Genomic DNA, 24,738 nt, shown 5'->3' with positions numbered 1-24,738 from the left:
CCAGAGGCACTGTAATGCTGAAAGATTATTTAATACACCGAGCTCTGTATCTCAGCCCGGTTCTCATATTAATCTCATTTATGAGTTTCTCACTTATCTACATCGCTCCGGGCGACCCGGCAGAGATTATGATGACGAGTCCCTCGGGCGGATATGATGAGGCAGCTGTTGAAGCATTCCGTATAGCCCACGGGCTTGACCAGCCATTTTACGTTCAGTATCTGAACTGGCTCAAAGGCGCGGTTGTAGGGGACTTTGGCTACTCATATATGAGCGAACAGCCGGTGTTTGAAACTGTCCTGAACGCATTTAAAAATACGCTGACACTTTCCGTTCTCGCCCTTGTAATTGCTCTTGTTATTGCCATTCCGTTTGGCGTAGTTTCAGCTCTGAAACATAACACGGTTATTGACGATGCCTGCCGCTTTGGAGCTCTTTTTGGGGTATCCATACCGAATTTCTGGCAGGCCTATATGATGATAATTCTTTTCTCGGTAAGCCTTCACTGGCTACCTGCATCCGGGTTCGGGCACGGGACAGAGATCAGCTACATGATTTTGCCTGCAACTGTCCTTGGAACAGGGTCGGCAGCCGTAATGATGCGGATGATCCGTTCAAACATGCTGGATGTCATGGAGAAGGAGTACATCCAAACCGCACGTGGGAAAGGACTTTCGGAAAAGATAGTTATCATCAGACATGCCTTGAAAAACGCGCTTGTCCCGGTTATAACGGTGGTTGGGCTGTCGATTGGTTTCCTCTTAAACGGCTCGGTTGTTGTTGAAACAATTTTTGGATGGTCAGGTATTGGAAATCTTGTGGTGAACTCAATTCTTTCCCACGATTATATGATGGTACAGGGCTCAGTACTCTTTGTTGCCGTCATTTTCCTCCTGATCAACTTCTTTGTAGACCTGGTCTACGTTTGGGCAAACCCGGAGATACGCTATGATAGAACTTCTTAAAAACAGGCAAATTGCTCTTTCCCTGATAATTCTTGGAGGACTTATTTTCATGGCCGTCTTTGCCAATGTTCTGGCTCCGTATGACTACACGGAAAAGGACCTGCAGAACCGTCTGCAGCCTCCGTCTCCTGACCACCTGTTCGGGACCGATCACCTCGGCCGTGATATCCTGACAATGGTGATGTACGGTGCACAGGCATCCCTTTTCATCGGATTTACAGTTGTCAATGTTTCACTTGCAATCGGGGTGGCACTTGGCGTTCTGGCAGGGTATTACGGCGGGTGGCTGGATGAGATTATCATGCGGCTGACGGATAGTTTCCTTGCATTTCCGTCGATGTTTCTGGCACTTGCAATTACAGCGTTTCTGGGACAGGGGATGGAAAACATGATGCTTGCTTTAATTGCTGTCGAGTGGACAGTGTTTGCGAGAGTTGCACGCGGTTCGACGCTTGATGTCAAGACAAAAGGCTATGTCCAGGCAGCCCGGTGGATTGGGGCTTCAAACACCTATGTAATGATAAAGCATGTTCTACCAAACATACTCTCTCCGGTTTTGATTATGGCATCGCTTGGAATCGGGAATGTGATTCTAGCAGCAGCCGGTTTAAGTTTCCTCGGGCTTGGGGTGCAGCCGTCAACACCTGAATGGGGTGCGATGCTGGATGCAGGAAGAACATATTTCACAACTGCTCCCTGGATAATGTTTTTTCCGGGGCTTTTTATTATGATGACCGTGCTTGCGTTCAACTATTTCGGCGATGGGCTGCGGGATACACTTGACCAGAAGATGAAAAATCTTGAGCTTGAAGGGAGGGTCTGATGTGTCTGATGTGCTACTGAAAGTATCCGGTGTTTCCGTATCAATCCCAACCGGACAGGGTACCGTTCGCGCAGTTGATGATGCAGCGTTTTTTATTAATAAACATGAGGTATTTTCACTGATTGGGGAATCCGGAAGCGGCAAGTCAATTCTTGGCCAGGCAATAATGCGGCTGCTACCCCCGAATGCGATGTTTTCCGGGAAAGTGGAACTTGACGGGATGGAAATATCGGCTCTTTCCGAAAAAGAGATGCAGAAAGTCCGTGGCAAAAAGGTAGGATCAATTGCCCAGAACCCGTATCTTTCGATGAACCCCGGAATCAGGGTTGGCACTCAGGTTGCAGAGCCAATGCGCGCACATCTTGGAATGGGTAAAGAGGATGCAAAGTCCAGGACATGCCAGGCTCTGAAGTATTTTGATATTATCCCTCCTGAAGTGAGGGAAAGGGAATATCCGTTCCAGTACAGCGGCGGAATGCTGCAACGGGCAATGGTTGCAATGGGAACGGCTGCAGACCCTGAACTGATTATAGCTGATGAACCGACAAAAGGTGTTGATGTTCTGAAGAGGCGCAATATTGCGGCAATTTTTCAGAAGGTTGCCTCGAAAGGCTGTGCGTTTCTTTTAATTACTCATGATGTAGGTTTTGCCCGGGCGATGTCGGACAGAATCGCGGTAAACTACTGCGGGCAAATTATAGAGATTGCAGGAAAGGACGCTTTTTTCGAAGAGCCTCTGCATCCATATTCAAAAGCGCTTCTGGATGCGGTGCCGGAGCGCGGTATGCACCCGATTCCGGGCTCGTCACCTTCGATGATTGAGGTACCGGAAGGCTGCAGGTTTCATCCGCGGTGCCCGTATAAAACAGACAGGTGCCTGAAGAATCCGCCAGTTGTGGAACTGGATGGAAGGTGTGTGAGGTGCTGGATGTATGCTTAAGGCAGAGAATCTGCGTTATGTTTACACTTCCGGGTTGATAAAAACCGTCAAAAAAACAGCCGTCTGCGGAGTTGATCTTGAGATTTTTCCGGGCGAGACGGTGGCTATCGTCGGGGAGTCGGGGTGTGGGAAATCAACGCTTGCAAAACTGCTTGTCCAGCAACTTGAACCGGCTTCCGGGGAAGTGTTTTTCGACGGGACGAAACTGACAGGGCTGAGCTGGAAGAATCTTCAGAAGTTTATGGGAAAAATCCAGCTGATCCCCCAGAATCCTGATGATGTGGTTGATCCGAGATGGGCGGTTGAGCGGTCTGTTGCCGAGCCGCTGGTGATATCGGGAGCTTTTTCCAGAGAGGAGATTTCAGTAAAGGTAGATGCCCTGTTTGCAGAGGTGGGGCTTTCTAAAGAGCACAAACCCCGATATCCGCATGAGTTGTCAGGGGGAGAACTGCAGAGGGTGGTAATTTCCAGGGCACTTGCTTTGAAGCCTGAACTGCTGGTCTGTGATGAAGCGACCTCGATGCTCGATGTGTCAGTTCAGGCGTTTATTGTGACGATGCTCAAAGAGATTCAGAAAAAACGCGGTCTAGGACTGGTGTTTATTACGCATGACCTGGATGTAGCTAAAGCTGTTTCGGACCGGGTACTGGTGATGTATGCAGGTGAGATTGTTGAAGAGGGAAAGGATGTATTTGATCGACCTCTGCATCCGTATACGCGTGCTCTTCTGGACGCAGTACATTATACGACACTTGAGGTTGTGCTGCCGGAAAAGGAGGGAACGCTGCCGGATAGTTTTTCGGGCTGTTCCTACTTTAAATCGTGCCTGGAGAGAACGGACGTGTGTAAAGAGCCGCAGAAACTACGGGATGTCTCGGGGAGATTGGTGAGGTGCTGGAAAGCAAAAAGACGGTAATCCAAACACGGTTATCCAGAAACTGTTTTATCCCATAGGAATTACGTGTACAGGGAAAGAAAAACTAAGGAAGATTGACTGAAAAGAGCAGAAAACCGTCTTAATAAAAAAATGAGAAAAATATGATGCAGAATTTTGAACCGCATTATCTCTGCATCCAATCTTTCCAATGATACTGGATTTAGACAGACTGACCAGGATTGGTTATTATCTCCTGCGCTTCAGTCCGTATGCGGAAGCCAGCACCGCAACTCCGAGTCCAAACTCGAAAGCTGGCGTGGATTCGGCTTCAGATCCTTCTTCAGTAACTCCCTCTTCCTCAACTTCTTCTCCAGCCCCTTCTTCTCCGGCTTCAGGCTCCAGGTCAATTACTATTTCGTGCTCAGAAAATTTTGGGATATACACGGCCATGGTGGCGGTTTCATTTTCCTGAACGAGATAGCAGAGTGGGCGGTTTCCGCCGACAAAGAGTTCATCGATGCTTTCGGCTTTTTCAATTTCCACCCCGTCAAAGCGGAGCCTGAGGCGATCGGGATTGGAAAGGTTGATGGTCTCGTTGTCCACGTTTACGGTGATGACCCTGCCTTCGGGAAGGTCCGAATCTACCCCAAGCACTATGCGATCCCTGTCTCTTTCCATGACCTGCAAGCCCATGGGAGTGTAGTTCACAATGGATGCGTTATCCCCGCCTGCGCGGATGGCAAGTTCAGCTCCGACACGGCCATTGGCAATTTCCCGGTTGAGCACCTGGTGCATGTACACAGCACGAGAACCGTAATTATATCCGGTCTGCATGAAAGCAGGCTCCATAGGAATTGCACGGAACATAACCACACTGTTCTCTACAAGGGTTACCGTGACCCTGTCATCCGAAACCTTAACATCAAGTCCTTCGAGAGGCTCTGCATCCGTACCGGAAGCAAGGTAATTCTTGAAGACGGTAAGGTATCCCTCAAAATTGTTTTTAGTTATCTTTACAACGATCACATCTTTTAAATCATCTGAAAGTGTGGTATCCATGCTTGCTTCTACTTCGTCTGCAAGGTCAAAAACAATGGTTTTGTCGGCAAAAGCCATTACCTGCATGGTTCCCATCGGGTTGTCGTGAAGTAAAATCTGGCTGTCAGCACTCTCATAGACAGCAGTTGTCCCCGCAACCTGCTCTTCCTTAAAGGCAAAATCGGAAACCGTAACCGAATCAAAAATCATATCTCCGCTAACCGCAAAGTTACTGACTTCGCCTGCATCGGAATCAAAATTGAAAGTCGTGTAATTCCCGTATGCAAAGCGGCCCTGCCGCATAAAATACATTCCTCTGCCCATGCCCCCACCTCTCACAGCCTGTACAGCCTGCTGGCCCATCAGGAGCCTTTGCCTGGCATTGAGCGAGGTCTGGGCCTGCTTCGTGTTCATGACCATGTAGCTGACAATTTCCTGCCCTGAAACCCCGTACTGTTCTTCAACCTCCAGGATTGTAAGCTGCGTACTCATATCCTCCGGAAGCCCGAGATCGGAAAGCGCGGTTTTAACCGGAATTCCAAAATTGCTGCAGACTTCTTGGAAAGTCATGGATCCGAAACCTTCAAACCTGTTGTCGTACTGGTCAAACCCGTACCCATTCATCATTTCCTGGCTTATACCCTGGTTCATACCCTGGTTCATTCCCTGCCCCATTCCATTAATGGGCCCTCCACCCTGCCCCATCTGGGCAAGAGCAGGAGATGCCCCCAGGATCACAATAAAGAGGACAAAAAATACAGATAGCTCTAAGCTTTTCATTTTCAACTTTTTTTTCATACTCCGTCACCCACAAATAAGAATCTATCAATGACCTATCCAGCCCTAAAAAAGAGAAGCTGAAGCAAAACAGAATCACTAAAGAGATAATTCAAACAGATGATTATATGGGTTAATCTTATAAAATCTCTTATACTGAAGTCCAGGACATTGCAGAAGCCCTACTATAAAAAAAAGCTTTTGATCCCGAAAAAACCGATTTAGTGCAGTAAACCCCGGGAAAAACAATAAAAAAACTAATCACTCCCCATTATGAAAAAAAGGGAGTAATTTTTGAAACAAGTAGAAAGATTCTTTGAATATATTGGTCACTTTCAGTCCGGGTTCAATATCTGCGTTCCACTGTGAAAGAGACTTTTTTAGAACCGTCTGCAGGCACGGTTACTTCCCATTCGGCAGTGAATGCATCCGTCTTTTCATAAGAATCGGAATTTGTGGAAATTTCCCAGTCCCCGTAGAAATGTTCTACAATCCTTACTTTCTGGGCCTCTACCTTATGGTTCTTTAATTCAATCTCATAACTTTCCCGCCAGACGTCAGTGCTCACCTTTTTGTAATCGGTCTGGGTTCTGGTGCCTGTTACATCGAAAGCGTTTCCGACAATTACCTTGACTTCCTCATCTTTTGGGGTGTGGTCTATATTGTCTTCTCCAAGGAACTGGAGCTGCCCTTCGGAATCAGCTTTGTATACCCTGACAACCCCTGCAGGGAGAGGCATTCCAAGGCCCTTTTCTTTTGAATTTTCGAGGTTCAGGGCTACCTGCACTTTATCGCTTTTTGAAACATCAAAGATGAGTTCCTTTTCCACAGGTATAGCGTCTGCAGAGAGCAGGGAAAGCTGCTTGATCTGGTTGTTCTTCAGGGTAGCAGGCCTTTCCAGGGTATACAGGTGGTACTCAAAGAGGGATTCCTCAACAAAGCTGTCCTTTGCCCCTGAGTACATTGCTTCCTCTTCTACAATCACATCATAATATCTTGGCTGTGGTACAGCTATACGGTGAACTTCCCCTGCAACGAGCTTCAATTTGGCATCTTCATAGGTGGTCCCTGCCCCATTGTCGACACTGACCCAGCCCTGGATATCAGCCTTTGTATCATCCACATTAGTCTTTACGATATAGTCTGCCCTCCAGCTCATACCACCCGTAAGATAGGAAGTAAGTACATCCCGGCTGCCTGCTACAGGAGAATAAACCTGCCAGACCAGAGTGGGTTTTGTAAGCAACCCTGCTGAGTCAGGAAACTCAAATTTAGAGACTTCTGTGAGACTTACAACCTTTCCATCACTCAGACTGAGCACAACCCCGCCATCATGGCTGAGAAGAGTCCCTGTGTATGTCGCACCTTCCTTTTCAGTTGCTGTGATTTCCTTTCCCAGGAATTTATCAAGAAGTTTGTAACTGCTTACAAGGTCATACTCATAGTTCTGTTCAAGCACGGCAGTGTTTTTGTTCTTTGTGTCCTCAAACATAACCGATGTAGGATCAATGAGAGCGGCAACATCCGTATACTCAACGCTGTTGACCCCGGTCTTTAAATCGAGTTCCCTACGCTCTTTCACAAGGGCAAGATTATCGTTGTAAACCGTAACCTCGGTAGCTGCATCAGTTCCCACGGCTCCGGCAGTAAGAAATTCCAGAGGATTTGAAGGTTTTACTTTTGTTAGTACACTCGAAGAAGACTCAATTCCATTTGCAGCGATTTCTCTTCCACTAGCAGCGGTTTCTTGCTCATCAGCCTGAATCGTGCCTTCAGTAGATTCGGGAGACGCAAACGCTGCAGCTGTGGCCACAACTCCGATAAAAACCAGAGCAATCCATAGATAACTTTTTCTTGTTATCATAACAGATAATAGACCACTGTTTTATTTATATGTGACTTTGACTGCGGATTCACTTGAAGTTATCCTTCTGCATTCCTAGCTTTTCAAAGCCTTATGACACTGCAAATAAAATACCCCTCAAAGGTATAATAAAAATAAGGCGATGAACAGTTATAATAATATAGGCCAACACGGAATATATAAATTGAGATAGATGCTCGATAAGCCCGAGAAAACTAAAGGACTCGTTTTCATGAAAACAATTGAGACCCTTAGAGTAAAAAACCGGATCAAAATCTCAAATTTTATTTCCGGTCTTATACTTATTCTATTTTTTGCAGTAACTATACTTCCAGTTTCAGCCTCTGAAATTGAGGCGAGCAGGGAGATTTCTGCAGGAACGGTTTATGCAGGTGGGACCTTCACAGTAACCGTACACATATGGACAGACCAGTATATTGAAGCCCCTACTCTTGATGAAAACCTTCCTGATGGATGGAATATAAGCATAATTGAAAGCGATGGGGCTGTGTTCCAAAATACTGAAACTTTCAAAGAGTCTACCCTGGAATGGATCTGGGTAGAGGGCCTTCAACCAGGCAGGAAAAAAACTGTTGTGTACAGGGTCACAGTGCCTTCAGCTTCTGAACCCGGAAATTTTACAATATCAGGCAATGTTTCAGCGTATTCCATCTCCGCCGTGCCTGTTATAGGAGCCTCGGGGATAATAGTCATATACCCTCTTCCTGAAGCCGGATTTTCCGCAAACCCCCTCTCCGGAATCGCACCTCTTACAGTCCAGTTCACGGACTTAAGTACAAACAACCCAGATTCATGGGAATGGGACTTTGATGGAAACGGAAGCATCGACTCTTCAGAGATAAATCCGTCATGGACCTATGAAATTCCGGGCACCTATACTGTTACTCTCATAGCGGCTAACACGACCTACGGAAATGATACTGAGACAAAAACAGGTTATATCACAGTTACGGAGAAAAACTCTTATTCCAAAGAAAGCGGGAGAAGCAGCGGAAGCAGTGGAAGTAGCGGAGGAGGAGGTGGGGGAGGCTCTCCAGAATCAACAAGGAATATAGAGCTCAAGGAGATTTCAAATGAGCAGGTCTTCAAAGGAATTCACACCTGTTACACCTTCAAAGGAGAGACAAACGAAATAATTACTGTTGAGTTTGACCCGAAAAAGAACTTCGGGAAAACACCCACAATTGTGGAGATGCTGAAGAACACGTCCGTAATAGTGAAAGAACCTGCCCCCGGAACCGTCTACAAGAACCTGAATATATGGGTTGGAAACAGTGGATTTTCAAGTTCTGAAAACCTTGAAAACGCCAGGATAAGCTTCAGAGTAAAACAGACATGGCTCTCCGAAAACGGCATAAGTGAAAACACAATGACCCTGTACAGGTACAGCAACAATACATGGAATGCGCTGCCCACAACCCTGACCGGAAAAGATCAGGACTACTTCTACTTTACCGCAGAAACCCCGGGATTTTCGCCTTTTGCAATCTCAAGCCCGGAAAAAAATACTCAAGTGATAGTGATAACTCCGATTAGAAATAGAGGAAGTAATATGATGGGCACAGGAGAAATATTGGAAGAAGATGAAGAAAACCTGGTTTCGAATAATGAAAAAGCCTATGAAGACTCTCCTGGAACCAGGATTTCATTTGACCCGTACAACTTAATAAGCTATTTAAAGTCATTCCTGTCACGCCCGAATTGTGCCTCAGGAGTACGCTTCCTTTTCGCTACGCTCAAGATGACTGAACTACAAATATTTTAGATTGAAAAACTGTTCCCGGAGTAGGAAAAATATTTCTTCGGCCGGGAGGAGGATTTCTACTAATATCAAATATATCCACAATTCTCAAGCCAGGTAAGGGACCGGATCCATTCTCCTTTTGGCTCCCTTGAGGTGCCTACGACCAGCCGCTTCATGTTTCCAACTTTTTCGACCACCCCACGGGCTTCTATGATTTCTCCGGGGAGAGCCTGACCTGCATATGTATGAGTATAGGAGAGCACATGGTCGATTTCTTCGTGTTCTACTTTGTAATAGGCAGGGCTGTCAAAGGCAAAGTCAGCGTTTTTGACCTCGGCTTCGATTTTCATTTTGACGGTATCTTTTCCCCTCTGCGGAGGCTCTTTAATCTGGTCCCATTCCCTTACAAAGAGAAGGTCGAAATACGTGCCCTCTACCATGCCACGGTTGCCTTTCCTGGACTCGTGCAGCATGAATTCGTCAAAAGAAATCTCAGGGATTCTTTTCCTGTAGATCCTCTGCCACATGTCCTCATCAAGCTCTTCGATAGGGCCCTCCTGCTGTTTTGCAATGGTTATGGCATCCCTTGCCCTGAACCACATAGGACCGTAGATAACAAAATCAACGTCAGAGCTCTCGTTCTGCAGGCCTGCGAGCATTGAACCCGTAACTCCCATACTTGTCCGGGGAATTTCTGCCATGTCAAGCACCTTTACAATTGCCCTTACACGGCTGTCAGAATTCACAAGCTCCGGAATGCAGTCATAGGGATGCAGTACCTGTTTTACCTCGGATTCCGGGACAACGTGCACGTCCTGTACCCATTCAGGCCTGTTTTTCTTCATGAATTCGAACGCCGGACCAAAATCGTATTTTTTGTACCTTTTCCCGTTTAACTCCCTCTCCCCGTTTTCATCCGGAACGTAGCGGAGTGTGGCTCTTATTCCATCATTACGGAAATAGTCAGAAACCGCAAAAAACCATTCATCTTTTGTAAGAAGAAAATCCCTGAGGCGTGTTTTGAGCATTTGTATCATCCCTGAAACCTGTGAAGAATATTAGGATCTGCTAAATGTAACTGCCGCAGATTGGCCTTCAGTTGAGAACACTGTTGATTTCAATTAAGAACACTTTATAATAACATTGCAAAGACTTTATAATGACTTTAAGCAGGATAAAATGTATTGTACCATTCATGTATTTAACTGTCATTATTTTAATTTTGAATTGATAGGTAAAAAATGGAGTAATATATACCTGGAGTAATATATACTGAAGGAGTAAAAATAAAGGAACTGAATATTATCGAAAAAATAAACGGAATAAGCTGCATGTGCAGAAAATCCGAGGTAATAAGATTGAGAGATGATCCAAGTGCAGAAGCGCTTGAAGCCTGGATTATCCGGCTGAGGCGAGAATTTCACCGATACCCTGAACTCAGTTTCAAAGAATATGAAACCCAGAAGAGAATTCTGAAAATTCTTGGAGAACTGGGTATAGAAGCTAGGAAGATTGCGGATACCGGCGTGCTTGCAAGCATCCGGGGCACAGTGCCTGGCCCCTGCATTGCCCTTCGTACGGACACGGACGGACTGCAGGTTCAGGAAGAAGCGGGAGAAAGGAACGGAGACTATATCTCCAGAAACGAGGGGATTATGCACGCCTGCGGGCACGACGGGCATATGGCAATGATTTTTGGGGCTGCCCGGCTGTTTTTAGAAAAGAGAGACTTTCCAGGGGAAGTTCGCCTGATCTTCCAGCCTGCAGAAGAGATTCCTCCCGGTGGCTCGGAGAGGGTTATTGCCGAAGGGGGGCTTGAGGGCGTGGATGCTGTCATCGGTATGCACCTCTTTACCCACCATGAATCAGGCAGTGTGGGCTTCCGCCCCGGACCGTTTATGGCAAGCACCAACCGTCTTGAAGTCATCTTTAAAGGAAAAGGAGGCCATATATCATTACCTGAAAAATGCATTGATACCGTCAGAATGGCAACTGACTTCATAAGTAGTATCTACCCTGCCCTACAAGCGAACCTCGAGCCTGAAAAGTACGTCCTGGGGGTAGGCAGGATCCGGGGAGGAGCCCAGTTTAACAGGACCCCGGACACTGTCGAAATCCTCGGGAGCTACAGGACCTTTGACAACGAGACCACGGAGATCATCGACAAAATAATAAAGAGCTGTCTGGACGAAGTCATGGAAAAATACATAAAAGCAGGAGAAGAGTTTTCAGGTTTTCCTGCCTATGATCTCGACATCTACCACGGATATCCTGTCCTGGTCAATGATCCCGTATTCACCGAAGCTGCATATTCAAAACTGAAGGAAAGCTTCCCGGAACTTGTACTCTACCCGGAAATGGAAAAGACCTTTGCCGCCGAAGACTTTGCAAGTTACCTGCAAAAAGTACCCGGGATCTTCCTCTCCCTGGGCACCCGGAATCCCGAAAAAGGAATCCTGGAAATCAATCACTCCTGCCGATTTGACATTGATGAAGAGATCCTGCTGACGGGTACAAAGATCTTTCATACCCTTGCCCTTGATTTCCTGAAAAATCCGGAGAGATACCTGGGAACCACCTGAAAAATCCTGCAAACTGACCAGAAGAAAGAATACCAAGAAAGCTGAACAGGAAACAGGAATGCTGCATGCCTGCAGGAGATAATGCAGGAGATAATACACATGATAATCCAGAGGTACGACGAATCCAGAAAAGAAGAGGTTAGGGACGTTGTCCTTGAAGTCCTGCTTGAACACGGCTTTGAGTACGACAGGCTTAAAGATTCGGACCTGAAAGACATCAAAGGTTACTATTTTACAAAAGGAGGCACCTTTTTTGTAGGCCTAGCCGATGGTAGAGTGGTGGGCACTGCAGGAGTCCGCAAACTTAATGGGGACCTCTGTGAAATCAGGCGCATCTACCTAAAAAAGGGCTTCAGGGGCAAAGGTAACGGAGAGAAACTTTTTCAGGCAGCTCTGGATTTTGCCGGAAAAAACTGTTCAGGTGCCGTGCTTAAAACCGATTCAACCCTTCAAAAAGCGATAGGCATGTATCTCAAGAACGGTTTTACTTTCGTAAAAGAGGAAGAAGGATACCTATACTACGAAAAAGAATTGTGAACTCACAACTATATAACCTACATTCCGCAGTATTTTTTTGAAAATCAATATTTTTTACGATAGCGTTTTTCAAAAATTCTCAATTAATATACCCAAACTGAAATTTGAATAAAAATTGAATATTAAGTTTTTTGGTCTCTGAACATACCGTATAGTCATTTTTAACTCCTGCATAGAAATCCGATAAATTCACGTTAGGACAAAAATCGATAGCAAGAAAAATAATGAATATACGAAAAATACTGCGGAAAGTGGGATATAATGAAAAGTTGAGCGCTGAACGGTTCATCCCCACGCGTGTGGGGAACTCGGTTTTTTCAGCGGAGACCTGAAGAGACGGCACGGTTCATCCCCACGCGTGTGGGGAACTCTTTTTGTGTGTGGGCATACGGTTGATGAAATACGGTTCATCCCCACGCGTGTGGGGAACTCAATTGCGATATCCTCTTTTTCTCTCATCCAGTCGGTTCATCCCCACGCGTGTGGGGAACTCATTACTAACTGCTGTTTTGTGTCAACCTCGACCGGTTCATCCCCACGCGTGTGGGGAACTCGTTCGATTTTCCAGTTGCAGTATCTTCCTCTGAGGTTCATCCCCACGCGTGTGGGGAACTCTCTCACTTTCTATATTCAATATGCTCCAATTACGGTTCATCCCCACGCGTGTGGGGAACTCGCACTAAAGCAGTTGGATACAGAGACGTTAAGCGGTTCATCCCCACGCGTGTGGGGAACTCATCAGATCAAGGAGTGGCGTTTTAGTAACCGGCGGTTCATCCCCACGCGTGTGGGGAACTCGCGGCTAATTTAGCGGCTGCTTCCTGGGCTGCCGGTTCATCCCCACGCATGTGGGGAACTCGGTATATTAATTTCAAAAATGGGTTATTCGATCGGTTCATCCCCACGCGTGTGGGGAACTCTCCCCTTACATTTCAGTTGTAAAAAACCACGGCGGTTCATCCCCACGCGTGTGGGGAACTCCTCATCGAATCCAATGAAACAAATTTGAGAACCGGTTCATCCCCACGCGTGTGGGGAACTCGGCACTCTTTGACAATTAAAGCCAAAATTCAACGGTTCATCCCCACGCGTGTGGGGAACTCGGCGATTTCAGCTTTCTCAGTGGTTGTTAAGCCGGTTCATCCCCACGCGTGTGGGGAACTCTTCCATCATTTACAGTACTCGAAGTGAAAATTCGGTTCATCCCCACGCGTGTGGGGAACTCTTTTCAACGTCATTTGTTTTTTCAACGTCATTCGGTTCATCCCCACGCGTGTGGGGAACTCGGGGGGAAGACAATTATGAAGGTCTATGTGACCGGTTCATCCCCACGCGTGTGGGGAACTCCACGGTGGCGACAGCGTGGTTCTGATAAGCAACGGTTCATCCCCACGCGTGTGGGGAACTCCAGATGGTCAGGTACTAACGTTGTAATCCCTCCGGTTCATCCCCACGCGTGTGGGGAACTCTCATAGTCTGTCACTGCCCCTTCTCGGATGTCCGGTTCATCCCCACGCGTGTGGGGAACTCATCATAAATCCTATTAGCTGCTATCGTTGGCCCGGTTCATCCCCACGCGTGTGGGGAACTCCTTTTAGTTCATCAGGAACGGAAATCGTAATCCGGTTCATCCCCACGCGTGTGGGGAACTCGGCGGCTTCAGAAAGTTTTGCCGTCCTACTTGCGGTTCATCCCCACGCGTGTGGGGAACTCTCCTTCAAAGACGTTTTTTACATATACCCTGACGGTTCATCCCCACGCGTGTGGGGAACTCTCTTAAAAACGAATGTAGGCGGTCCTGTGTGTCGGTTCATCCCCACGCGTGTGGGGAACTCCGAAGTCCAGCCCGTAACAATGAGGTGCGTTCCGGTTCATCCCCACGCGTGTGGGGAACTCCCAACAAGGGGAAAATACAGAAACCCGATATCCGGTTCATCCCCACGCGTGTGGGGAACTCTTTCTCGTCCGGTTTCACTGTGAGATATACAACGGTTCATCCCCACGCGTGTGGGGAACTCACCGCGATTATCCATTTCTTTTAATAACCCTTCGGTTCATCCCCACGCGTGTGGGGAACTCGTTTCTGTAATTTCGACATTTGCGGAAATAATCGGTTCATCCCCACGCGTGTGGGGAACTCGAAGCAATAACCGGAATTGCGGATTATTCCGACGGTTCATCCCCACGCGTGTGGGGAACTCAGTCCAGACCCCCCATAATTTGCCCTGTAATCCGGTTCATCCCCACGCGTGTGGGGAACTCTAATTCATATTTCCTGACAATAGCAGGCCAATCGGTTCATCCCCACGCGTGTGGGGAACTCAATAAGCTCGTCTACGGCTCTATCTGAGAAGTCGGTTCATCCCCACGCGTGTGGGGAACTCTTTGCATTGTCGTTTGTATCCATGTGCTAGCACGGTTCATCCCCACGCGTGTGGGGAACTCTTCTCGCACTACAATCTGTGTATCATCCATTGCGGTTCATCCCCACGCGTGTGGGGAACTCTACGGACACGGCATTAAACACACCTCAATAATCGGTTCATCCCCACGCGTGTGGGGAACTCCTAAAGTAATTTGGGAGGAGTCGCCGCAGGGACGGTTCATCCCCACGCGTGTGGGGAACTCAATAAATGAGTCTACCCTCTTTGCTGCGGCTTCGGTTCATCCCCACGCGTGTGGGGAACTCTGGGGGTAAATCATTATTTGCAAGCGTGAAACCGGTTCATCCCCACGCGTGTGGGGAACTCGGAATAGTATTTTTGTTTGACTACTTTTTCAACGGTTCATCCCCACGCGTGTGGGGAACTCTGAACAGTATATGACAGAGGAAAAGGGAGAGACGGTTCATCCCCACGCGTGTGGGGAACTCGGGTAGGAACCCTGGGGAACTCTATAATAGTTCGGTTCATCCCCACGCGTGTGGGGAACTCTTATGACCGGAGAGTTTCACATAGGGGCACGTCGGTTCATCCCCACGCGTGTGGGGAACTCTAACTACCAGAGTATTATCTGGATTTTTGAGACGGTTCATCCCCACGCGTGTGGGGAACTCGGGGGAATTACAGGTATGGGTTTTAATTTCGGCGGTTCATCCCCACGCGTGTGGGGAACTCAACGAATTGTTCAGGCAAAGGTATAAGCACAACGGTTCATCCCCACGCGTGTGGGGAACTCCCATGTTTGCGAGTCGTTGTATTCAAAAAGAACGGTTCATCCCCACGCGTGTGGGGAACTCGTTTGACAGCTCCGGATAACATCTATAATAATCGGTTCATCCCCACGCGTGTGGGGAACTCGCAAAGACGGGGTAATTGAATTCAATCTCTTACGGTTCATCCCCACGCGTGTGGGGAACTCAAGAAGTTAAGGACATGGCAGGAAATACCCGGCGGTTCATCCCCACGCGTGTGGGGAACTCCGAAGCAGTTCCAGGGTCCAGGATCTGGAGACCGGTTCATCCCCACGCGTGTGGGGAACTCAAAAATAAGTGTGAGTCAAGTTACACAGGCAGCGGTTCATCCCCACGCGTGTGGGGAACTCTTAACGTCCATTCTCCTTTTTTTTCATCCCATCGGTTCATCCCCACGCGTGTGGGGAACTCCAATGATTGGAAACGTTTTTTACATGCTGGCGCGGTTCATCCCCACGCGTGTGGGGAACTCTGTTTATCTTTTATATTAGAACTAGGAATAAATTTTCCGTTGACGTATAAAAATTTTAATATATTAGCTATAATATAAAATCTGTGATCTTTAAAAAACATGATGTCTCCGGTTAATTTATTCTTCTACTTTAGTTTCGGGCATAAAGGATATTAATTTTATTCCATCCATTTCTCTTGGGATTCTGCGATTTTCACCCAGGACTTTGAAATCAAATCCAATTTCATTTCTTGCTGACCAGATCATAATCGCGCTTCCTTGAATATTTCCGTCATTGAATTCGGTTTCTACATTCTTCCATATCATATCTCTTACTTTGACCGAATACTCTCCTACATATACTCCGGCCCTAATTTCCAGAAGCCAGAGAGTCAGTCTTCCTCTCAGTCTGGGTGTTGTGTTTTCAAGGACGATGACCAGCATCATTAAGTCCCCTTTCATTTGGAATTGCGGGAGGAAGGGATTCTGGAGGCTCTTCAGGAATGGAGAGACCTCCGGCAGCTAGAACTTCTTCTATGGCTGGGATTATTTTTTTCAGTAGCCTTGTTTCTCTAAATACATCCCTGCAGGCAACCCTTACAGCTCTTTCAGGATTCGAAGGGTTTTTGGCCGCTACTTGAAAAGCTACAGGCACAACAGTTTCAAACTTAAAAAGATCAGCGATGTCATAAATAAAAGACCTGGGCTTTCCGGTATGAATGAATCCGATTGCAGGCGAATAACCAGCTGCGAGGACTGCAGCTTCGGTAACTCCGTAAAGGCAGGAAGTGGCAGAGCTCAAACATTTATTTTGCAGGTCCCCGCTGTCCCAATCCGTATAGTCATAACAGCGGCCATTCCATTCTACTCCTGCTCGCTTCGCCAGAAGTCCATAAAGTTTTTTTACCCTTGATCCCTCTATTCCTCTCATTTGTTCTACGCTGTAGTCCTCCGACATTTTCTCATTGAAGCGCATCTCATACATTTTTCGGACTACTTTTCTTCGCGCCTCATCATCCAGGGCAAGCTGTGCCTGATAAAGCAAACGGTCAGCTCTTGCTCCTCCAGGCTGACCGGCAGAGTAAAGCCTGACCGCAGCTTCTCCAACCCAGATCAGAAGACAGCCAACCTGAGCTGCAAGAACTGCTGCTGCATGCGATACCCTGCTTCCAGGCTCAAGCATCAGGCACGCAATTCCCCCAACCGGAATCTGCATTCGGACACCATTTTTGTCCACAAGGACAAAGGCTCCATCTATAACATCAAGTTCACCCCTTTCCAGAAACAACAGGGAAAATCTTTCTTTTATTGTTATGGGTTTCAGTTTCGGAAGCATGTTAGAAGTCCCCACTGCAGTTCATCTTACCTCACAGGACGAATAAGCATTAACCCACATCCAAAACTTTTTGCAGGACCAATCCCTTTGTAGAGTACGTTCGTTAGACATTCTGGATCTGTTACAGTTAATACTCCAGAAAAATCAATGGTACTTATGTTAACACTATGCTTTCTTTTTGGTTCCAGATACTTCCTTTCAGATTCATCGTATTTTCCTTCGAACCCATTGTTTTTTCCTTTGGGCTTATAGAACCTATTACATCGATAACCTGTAGATATTACCTGTCCTTTCTCTACATCAAAACCATTGCTGATTCCCTTTTTTCTGAGCCACTCAAAGCCTTCTTCCTGGACGATTTCGGGGATTTTGAGTCTCTCATCTTTTGGAACTCCTTCTTTTTTCATCTTGTTTTTTGCATCCATCACAATATCATGTCGTTTATGCTCTCCTTTTTCATTCCACCTTGTTACAATAGGATTGGCACGCAACGAAAAAATGAGCTTCTGACCCACGGAAAGCAGAGGTTTGTATTCCTTTGATTCTATCTGCCATAAATCAATATTTGCGTCCGGTTCTTGCTCCGACACTATGTAAAATAAGGGGAAACCATTTTTTTCATCCTGTCTATACAAAAAATCTCTTTGTTTGTCTGGAGCATTTGCAAAAAAAGACCATATGACACGATGAACCTTATAAATATCTCCAAAATTTCTGGAGAGAGTCCAAAATTTTTTATTTGTTGCAACATCAGGTTTTAGGTTTGCTCTACTTATGTACATTTTATTCCCCCAGTTCTAGCATCATGTAATGCTCCTTTCTATCGGCAAACTGCCACCTTTTGCGGCTCAGAGTAAGATCCCTACGCATAATAGTATGAATCGGTATCAATCCATTCTCTTCTCCTTCCCAGTAAAGCCTTGCTTGTTTTTGTTTTTTCAATAATCTCAGTAAAGGCTCACATTTGAACTCCACTTTATCGAAAGCTTCCTTAAGGCCATTACAATCTATTATTTTTGCTTCAACAGGGAGGGCCAGAGGGCAGGATTTTCTTCCCAGGTACAAAACAAACTCAGGCTCATTTAATTTCTTTTCAAGTAGTTCCAGAGGATAAGGAAAAGCTTCAGAGTGTTCTTCTTTTGAACAAATAGCAATTGTATATAAGGAGTCACTATAATAATCTCTTGAAGAGAGGACCGCTGTTAACTTTTCTTTCTCTACTCCAAGCTCTCCTTTTCGAGTATCAATATGTTTCTGTTTTTTTATTGAACTGACTGAGGGAATCTGTGCTGTATGGTAGTCCCGTAAAAAAACTCCGGGAGAATTCACAAGTACGGCAAAATTATATGCCTCAGCAAGTTCCCTATGCTTATTTTCTTCATCCCTGCGGATACCAACTGCCGCTGCAAGAAGTCCCATGACCGCGGACTTTGAAGGATGGTCATATGAAGGGCGATGGGTTCCTACAGCTATATCTCCCCAGGAAGCGAGTGGCCCATAAAGCCGAAAGAGAAGGTAGCTTTTCATCTTTTCACCTTCAGCTGGATTCACTCTGCTACAAACTTCAAAATTCCCTGAATTGACCCTTCACCTGTATAAGCATTCATCTCCTCTTTTTGCTCACAACATTTCCCATAAACACTTTCAATTTTTTCACGGGTATTATTGAGTTCTTTAATAGTACTGCCAAGGAGATCTTTTTCTTCCAGGGCCTTCAGGAATGCAACAGAAAGTGAACGCGGCTGCTGTGTTCCTTTTTCTGCAAGCACATAAGAAGCATAAGCTCTTGAAGCAAAGCTATTTTGTTTTCCAGTGGGTGAGATAGTTAAAGCCGCCTCCACAAGCGCCTTAAGTGCTTTTTCAGTAAGTTCCTCGTCTCTTCCCAGATTCTCTTTGAGTAAATCACGATTTATGCATGTATAAATGTAAAACAAACCTGCAGCAAACTCAGTTTCCCCAAGGTGTCCAGAACCCATATCTTCTTCTCCATTATTGAGGTCGTCTACAGCTGTAAAGAAATCATCTTCGACGGCAACTTTATGGACTGTTATTGCATGAGAAACCTGCACAGCAGCTTCCACGTTATACTGGGTATTAGCTGCAAGCATTCTTCCAAACATTGCAATATCAACTGCAGTGTTCTTTTTTCTCAAAATACCTATATTTTCTTCGGTAAGTTCCCCGTCGCTTTGTGCCAGATCTATAATCAGATTCTCTATAGTTTCTATTTCTTCAGGACTGAAGTGAGCAAGCTGCTCTATTTCAAATCCTCCCTTTTTCAATTTTCCAAATACTGATGCAATCTGTTTTGAAATATCTCCGGCTTTCTTTTCCTCCATTTTAGGATATATCGAAAACTCAGATTTTCTTTCAAGAATTTCAGTCAATTTTACACCAGTTGTTAGAGCCTTGTAAACGAAATTTCCCATTTCTTTTGTTCTGATACCTACATGACCTGAAAGTGCCTCCATAAAGATATCCGAAGTCCTCCAAGCTCTCTTTAAACTTTGGGAAGAGATTCTCAAGCGCTGGGTTCCTCCCATTACTGCAGTTTTTGGTCTTCCAAGGTCATCCCTATTAAGGTTAGAAGGGGGGTACGACGTAAGTATATGTAATTGTATAAAGTCTGTCAATTTAGTTTCCTCCATATATTTATAAAGTATTTACTTTTTCTTTTCAACAAGTACATTTCCATAATAACCATAAGCCCATTGCTTTTTTGTGCGTTCGTTCCACCAGTAAATGCTGTTTGCAAGATCGAAAATATTTACATGTCCTTCAAGGAGTCGAACTACACGTCTCATTGTTGCAAACAATTCATTTCTATCTTCTACTGCGAGCAACCTTCTGAATCGTAGATCGCTTACTGCAGCTTTCTGGCTTCCGACTTTAGGTGTCGCCATTTGGACTGGAAAGTTTGAGTTTGTATCGTTACTTTTGACGTAAGAAAGCACACCAGCGATTGTAGCCAACGCCTCCTGATTTATTCTGAATTCGTACAGTTCTTTTCTTAAACTATGAAACGAAGGAGTAAAAGCAATCTCATCGATATTATGACAGCGTCTCAAATCTGCTCTCTTTCCTCTATTTTCATCAAGATTTTTCCACCATTCAAACAATATCTGGCGGGCCGTCGGGTCGGAAGAAAAGGATATAGCATTCTTATTTTCCACTCTACATCACCTATATTTATTTCATTTCTTTAGGTTCTCAATAGGCAAATCTAAAATATCCCTTACTTTTTTCGAGTTCTTTGAATTGTATATTAAAAGGTTTTTGCGAGCACGTGTTATTCGTTCAGGATTTACAATTCCTATAAAATCCGATTGTGAATACTCATCAAATAATTTCAAAGCCGTTGTTGACAAATATTTTAACCAGTTCAATTTCATTTCGGCTTTATTTTCCCCATTTAATACTAATTTATATAGTTCATAGAGAAAATCATAAAATTTAGATTCCGTTTCTTTCCAGAATCGACTTTCTATAAAAGAAAAACTTCCGTTTACATTGTGGTTTGGATCAAAAATTGCAAGCTTTATGCAACTCTTTATGTTACTCACGACATATTCAGAAATTTTTACTAATTGTATTATTGTTTGCTCATAACTTTCCTTGAAATCTTCTTCCACTGTAATTAAAGGCATTTGCCCTTCATACCAACATCTTGTAAGGATATTATTGTGGATATCATACCCAAAAAACCAAATCCGAGGTTCATGTTTAAAAAAAGAATCTATATATGAAAGCTTTAATCTTCTTTCGTGAAATTTATTAATTGTTAAAGCGTTTTCTCCCATTTCACTATTATTAAAAACAAATCCCGGCCAGTGTCTGTAGGTTATTCCCCCCTCACCTACATGACAAGGAAATTGTCTCTCTTTATTATTATAATAAGGAGTGAGAGGATGCCTCCATAATGCTCCATACGCTTCTCCATATGATTTAGTAAAATAGCTACTTACCGGGTTTCTCATACTACATCCACAAATATCGCATACACAGTCTTTTTCATTTTGTGAATAGTCAACTACTAATCTTCTAGGTACAGCCCAGAAAACACGAGCAGGATTTACATTAGAAAGATAAACCTCTCTACCGTTTTCACTTGTACAAGCTGGCGCCATCCAAGGGAAAATATCGGCATCATTAGTTTTCATAGCGTTTCCATGTTTTTCATTATCAAATTCTTCACTTTCGATAATATTTAGCCAGATAGTATGCCAGAGATATTCCCCCCTAACTATCGTCGTTAGCGGGCCTCCCCCTCTCAATGATGTGCGGTGACCACGCCCCCCTTGAGGTGCATTTGTTTGTAATGTAAACAGAGCCATAGCAAGACAGGGCCTGCAAATAGATTTCACGGTTCCGCTTTTAATAAATAAGTCTCTTCCCTGGCTTTCAAGCAAGAGCATTTCGATAGAATTTTCGTCTTTTTTCTTGAAATTTTCAACTTTGAGCTCATAATCCTGCATAAAACGTGCTCCATCACCATCAAGATCAAAAGCATGAGCTACATTCTCAAAAGCTTTTTTCAAGATCTCTGGTGATGGTGGATTAATCAATACATTTTTCCAAGCTCTTTCATTTTTTGGAGGCATTGCCGTTTGCACAAGACCTATAAGGAATTGTATAAGAGCTCCATTAAAATCAGGACGAGGAGAAGCCAATTCCGTAATAGGATTTTCGGATTCAAGCCCTCGAGTGAGCTGCCAGGGCGCAATAATTTCTTTTGTCCCGTCCTTTCTTTGGATCGGTATCCACTCATCACGAATCAGGTTAAATGTGATGTATTTTCCCTCCATCTTATTTTTCTATACTTAAGCCGATTTTCGAGTTATAGCGTACCTGTACTTCGTTATTGTATTCATCTAAAGCAACGCCAGTCCATTCATTATTACCTGCCTGGGACATCGGAATAAGTATAGACCACTTTCCCCTATCCGGCATCGTATCCAGTGCTTTTTTGACTTCAACTTCCAGTATATTCTCATAGTTTCCAGCTTTTTTAATCTTGTTTTTTCTTATGCTTACTTGGCTCAATTCCCAGGAATAACGCTCATCTTCAAAGAAAGGACTAAGCTGTTTTCCATTCCATTTTGCAAGTCTAACTAATACTGTTTCTTCACCAAGCCGAGTCGGTGTTATAAGATCATCAACCCATTGATTAAGCGTCCTTTTGTATTCTTCCTGAAAATTCAACGAATTCAAATTAGCTGTATCAATTTTTGCTCTTGACTCCCCTTCTGCTTTGTCTTCCCACACCCTTAAATTTGGAGCAATTTTTTCTATAGAACGTTCTCCAAAAACACTCTCAATTAAAAAACGCAAGTCCTGAGGGACAGTGAATTGTCCTTTTTCTGCAAGCAAACTGGCCGTAAGCCAGAGCCTGCCGTGGTTGGGGTATACGAAAGCTGCTTTAGGAAAAAAGTCAGCATACCAGTTTTCCTGTGGATCTTCTGTAAGCTCTGGAGCAAAAATGCCGAATACAGGCACTCTCTGGCTACCATGTATTGGATGCCTTTGGAGTCTACCGATTCTCTGGATCAACAGGTCCATTGGTGCAAGATCGCTGACCATGTAATCAAAATCAAGGTCTAATGATTGCTCTACTACCTGGGTTGAGATAAGAACTTTTCCTTTGCGTGTTGATTCATTGGATTCTTTACCAAAAGCCTTCAATACTCTGTTTTCGATTTCTAAGCGTTCTCCCATGACAAAGCGTGCATGGAAAAGATCTACATTTTCTTCTCCAAGTATACTTACAAGTTTTTCATAAGCTTCAACCGCATCATCAACAGTATTTCTTATCCAGCAAACGCACCTACCTTCTTTCGAAAAATTAACAATTTTCTCTTCAACTGAAGTCTGTTTATTGAAAAATTCCACGTAAATTGTTCTTCCAGTTCCTTCACGAGTGCCAATTTGAATTTCCTTTGCATCTATCTCACTTACATGCGTCAGGAGCGGATAAGCTGTTTCTTTCAGATCTCCACACATTACTCCCAATCCTTTACAAAAACTATCTGTCAATCTCTGTCGAAGTTTTACAGGAAGAGTCGCAGAGAGAAGGATCGCACTGCCCCCAAGAGAAGCGTGGAGTTCAAGCAATTTACATAATAAAGTATTCATATATGAATCATAGGCGTGAACCTCATCAACTATTATTACACTGCGAGTTAAGCCAAGGATTCTCAGAGACTGATGATATGTAGGAAGAACTGCCATTATAGCCTGGTCTACAGTTCCCACCCCCACGTCAGCTAACAAGGCTTTTTTTCGGCTGTCTGCAATCCATTTGCTGCACTGAGCCGAAATTGTTTCATCTTCTGTTGTTCCATTCCTGCAGTATTGCTTACGCCCCTCTACTTCGCTAAAACCTATTGAAGTCCGAAATTCATCAGAGAGATAGTTGCTACTGTGAGCTAATACTAGCGAAGGATCCGAATTTTTCTGAAAAAAACTTCTGTATGTCTTTACCAGCCTATCGTACATCGCATTGGATGTTGCCATAGTAGGTAGTGCTACAAATATTCCATTAGCAAGCCCTAATGCCATCAGCCGGTGTGCAAGGGTTAATGCAGCTTCAGTTTTCCCGTTTCCTGTCGCTTCTTCTATTATAAAGAGTTGAGGAATTGATTCGAGAGGACATGAAGATACATCGGATTGTAATGGACTAGGGGTTAAAATTTTAGGGAACAAAATTTCCATCCCTGTATTCAAAGAAACAATAGAAGGCAGAACTCCAGAACTGTTCAGTGCTTCCCGGGCATTTTTAAGTGCATATCTGTTCCAGTATTCATCAAGTGGCATTGGCTCAGAAATATATCTAAAAAAATTGTTGTTGGACCCTACCCAATCACATAATACCGTAAAACCTGCAAGTACCCAAGAAGACTTTTTAAATTTCAATATAAGATTTTCAAAAGGATCTCCTTCTTCATCTTTTATTGCAGCATTAAAGTTTGTACCTGAAAACAACTGAAATACACTTTTTACAAAAAAATAGGCAATTTCAAGATCCTCTTCTATGAAAAGCTCTTTACAATTTACAGGAACCCCGTGAATATCATACTGTGGGGGTTTCCCATGATGACCGGCTACTGCTTTGATCAATGGTTCAATTGCTAAATTCCAATCATAGATATCATAATTCAGATTATTCAAATTAAGGCAATTTTCATTCCATATTCTTTTCCATATAGAACCCCATATGAAAAATCCCATACTATCATGCCGCAGTATGTAGGCCTTATCACTTTCATAATGGCGAAGTTCTTTTAACAACTCTGGCTTAAGGTTCTGGAACCTTTCCGAAAATTTTCCTAAATCATGTAGAGCTAAAAGAAAGGGAATGAGAGATAGGTTTTCTTCCTTGTTAAGACCTGTTAATTCCATCATCTTTTTTGCCAAAAGTTTGTCGTGTTCTAGCAATACAGCCCCAACAGCTGCAACATCCAAACAATGATATACAAGTAAATGATAACCTTGTTCATCTTTTTCAATAAAGCCGGATTTTCCCCAATTATCAAACATTGAATAATTGTATGAATTTTCCATATTATCATCCGATATGATTCATGTCCAAAT

Annotated in this window: 18 protein-coding genes and 1 CRISPR repeat array; of the genes, 7 read left to right on the top strand and 11 right to left on the bottom strand. The window is 44.4% G+C overall.

What is annotated here, in order from left to right; genetic code table 11:
• Window positions 1-14 precede the first annotated feature (14 nt).
• From nikB to MSWHS_RS15530, 4 genes are read left to right on the top strand one after another with little or no spacing between them, the layout of a single operon-like run.
• Complete coding sequence (gene nikB / locus MSWHS_RS15545) at window positions 15-965, top strand: nickel ABC transporter permease (RefSeq protein ID WP_082088244.1); 951 nt, start codon at window positions 15-17, stop codon at window positions 963-965.
• Entirely contained in the window at window positions 949-1,788 is an 840-nt protein-coding gene (gene nikC, locus MSWHS_RS15540) for a nickel transporter permease (RefSeq protein WP_048128762.1), read from the top strand. The genes nikB and nikC overlap by 17 nt, the downstream gene beginning before the upstream one ends.
• A 1-nt stretch (window position 1,789) precedes the next feature.
• Window positions 1,790-2,728: an ABC transporter ATP-binding protein gene (locus MSWHS_RS15535; RefSeq protein ID WP_048128764.1), complete on the top strand. Its 939-nt coding sequence runs from the start codon at window positions 1,790-1,792 to the stop codon at window positions 2,726-2,728.
• Complete coding sequence (locus MSWHS_RS15530; protein ID WP_048128766.1) at window positions 2,721-3,644, top strand: ABC transporter ATP-binding protein; 924 nt, start codon at window positions 2,721-2,723, stop codon at window positions 3,642-3,644. Before MSWHS_RS15535 ends, MSWHS_RS15530 begins: the two co-directional genes overlap by 8 nt.
• Before the next feature lie 207 nt (window positions 3,645-3,851).
• Here the strand turns inward: MSWHS_RS15530 and MSWHS_RS15525 are convergent, their stop codons facing one another.
• Together MSWHS_RS15525 and MSWHS_RS15520 are read right to left on the bottom strand one after the other, a co-directional pair.
• Window positions 3,852-5,423 carry an MAST domain-containing protein gene (locus tag MSWHS_RS15525; protein ID WP_156148165.1) on the bottom strand — a complete coding sequence of 524 codons (1,572 nt, stop codon included), beginning with the start codon at window positions 5,421-5,423 and terminating at the stop codon, window positions 3,852-3,854.
• A gap of 343 nt (window positions 5,424-5,766) precedes the next feature.
• Window positions 5,767-7,284 (bottom strand): DUF4139 domain-containing protein, encoded by a 1,518-nt coding sequence (locus MSWHS_RS15520; protein ID WP_048159386.1) that lies wholly within the window; start codon window positions 7,282-7,284, stop codon window positions 5,767-5,769.
• A 232-nt stretch (window positions 7,285-7,516) separates the two neighbouring features.
• Between MSWHS_RS15520 and MSWHS_RS15515 the strand changes: the two genes are divergently transcribed.
• On the top strand, window positions 7,517-9,070 hold the full coding sequence (locus MSWHS_RS15515; RefSeq protein ID WP_082088245.1) for a PGF-pre-PGF domain-containing protein: 1,554 nt from the start codon (window positions 7,517-7,519) through the stop codon (window positions 9,068-9,070).
• Window positions 9,071-9,135: 65 nt separating this feature from the next.
• On the opposite strand, the gene MSWHS_RS15510 is transcribed toward MSWHS_RS15515, so the two are convergent.
• A complete protein-coding gene (locus MSWHS_RS15510) occupies window positions 9,136-10,077 on the bottom strand; it encodes a nucleotidyltransferase domain-containing protein (protein WP_048128770.1) in 942 nt (313 codons plus the stop codon).
• Window positions 10,078-10,407: 330 nt separating this feature from the next.
• Here MSWHS_RS15510 and MSWHS_RS15505 point away from each other — a divergent pair, with 330 nt between their 5' ends.
• Together MSWHS_RS15505 and MSWHS_RS15500 are read left to right on the top strand one after the other, a co-directional pair.
• Entirely contained in the window at window positions 10,408-11,631 is a 1,224-nt protein-coding gene (locus MSWHS_RS15505; RefSeq protein ID WP_369798527.1) for a M20 family metallopeptidase, read from the top strand.
• An 81-nt stretch (window positions 11,632-11,712) separates the two neighbouring features.
• A complete protein-coding gene (locus tag MSWHS_RS15500; protein WP_231585479.1) occupies window positions 11,713-12,168 on the top strand; it encodes a GNAT family N-acetyltransferase in 456 nt (151 codons plus the stop codon).
• Between the two features lie 281 nt (window positions 12,169-12,449).
• Window positions 12,450-15,833: direct repeats of the CRISPR family, unit length 29 nt; unit sequence CGGTTCATCCCCACGCGTGTGGGGAACTC.
• A 117-nt stretch (window positions 15,834-15,950) separates the two neighbouring features.
• Here the strand turns inward: MSWHS_RS15500 and cas2e are convergent.
• From cas2e to cas3, 8 genes are read right to left on the bottom strand one after another with little or no spacing between them, the layout of a single operon-like run.
• The gene (cas2e, locus tag MSWHS_RS15495; protein ID WP_231585478.1) at window positions 15,951-16,259 is read right to left on the bottom strand and encodes a type I-E CRISPR-associated endoribonuclease Cas2e; all 309 of its coding nucleotides are present in this window, start codon (window positions 16,257-16,259) and stop codon (window positions 15,951-15,953) included.
• Window positions 16,237-17,148, bottom strand: coding sequence for a type I-E CRISPR-associated endonuclease Cas1e (gene cas1e, locus MSWHS_RS15490; protein ID WP_048159380.1), 912 nt, complete (start codon window positions 17,146-17,148; stop codon window positions 16,237-16,239). The genes cas2e and cas1e overlap by 23 nt, the downstream gene beginning before the upstream one ends.
• Before the next feature lie 26 nt (window positions 17,149-17,174).
• Complete coding sequence (cas6e, locus tag MSWHS_RS15485; protein WP_048159378.1) at window positions 17,175-17,930, bottom strand: type I-E CRISPR-associated protein Cas6/Cse3/CasE; 756 nt, start codon at window positions 17,928-17,930, stop codon at window positions 17,175-17,177.
• A 1-nt stretch (window position 17,931) separates the two neighbouring features.
• The gene (cas5e, locus tag MSWHS_RS15480) at window positions 17,932-18,675 is read right to left on the bottom strand and encodes a type I-E CRISPR-associated protein Cas5/CasD (protein ID WP_048159669.1); all 744 of its coding nucleotides are present in this window, start codon (window positions 18,673-18,675) and stop codon (window positions 17,932-17,934) included.
• A gap of 20 nt (window positions 18,676-18,695) precedes the next feature.
• Window positions 18,696-19,781: a type I-E CRISPR-associated protein Cas7/Cse4/CasC gene (gene cas7e / locus MSWHS_RS15475; RefSeq protein WP_048159375.1), complete on the bottom strand. Its 1,086-nt coding sequence runs from the start codon at window positions 19,779-19,781 to the stop codon at window positions 18,696-18,698.
• A 30-nt stretch (window positions 19,782-19,811) separates the two neighbouring features.
• Window positions 19,812-20,321, bottom strand: a complete 510-nt coding sequence (gene casB, locus MSWHS_RS15470) for a type I-E CRISPR-associated protein Cse2/CasB (protein ID WP_231585477.1) — start codon at window positions 20,319-20,321, stop codon at window positions 19,812-19,814.
• A gap of 21 nt (window positions 20,322-20,342) precedes the next feature.
• Window positions 20,343-21,953: a type I-E CRISPR-associated protein Cse1/CasA gene (gene casA / locus MSWHS_RS15465; protein WP_052722753.1), complete on the bottom strand. Its 1,611-nt coding sequence runs from the start codon at window positions 21,951-21,953 to the stop codon at window positions 20,343-20,345.
• Window position 21,954: 1 nt separating this feature from the next.
• The gene (cas3, locus tag MSWHS_RS15460) at window positions 21,955-24,708 is read right to left on the bottom strand and encodes a CRISPR-associated helicase Cas3' (protein WP_231585476.1); all 2,754 of its coding nucleotides are present in this window, start codon (window positions 24,706-24,708) and stop codon (window positions 21,955-21,957) included.
• Between the last annotated feature and the right edge of the window lie 30 nt (window positions 24,709-24,738).

Source organism: Methanosarcina sp. WWM596 (genome assembly GCF_000969965.1).
Lineage (GTDB): Archaea > Halobacteriota > Methanosarcinia > Methanosarcinales > Methanosarcinaceae > Methanosarcina.
Note: the sequence above shows the minus strand (reverse complement) of the source record. Positions and strands in the feature narration are given on the sequence as shown.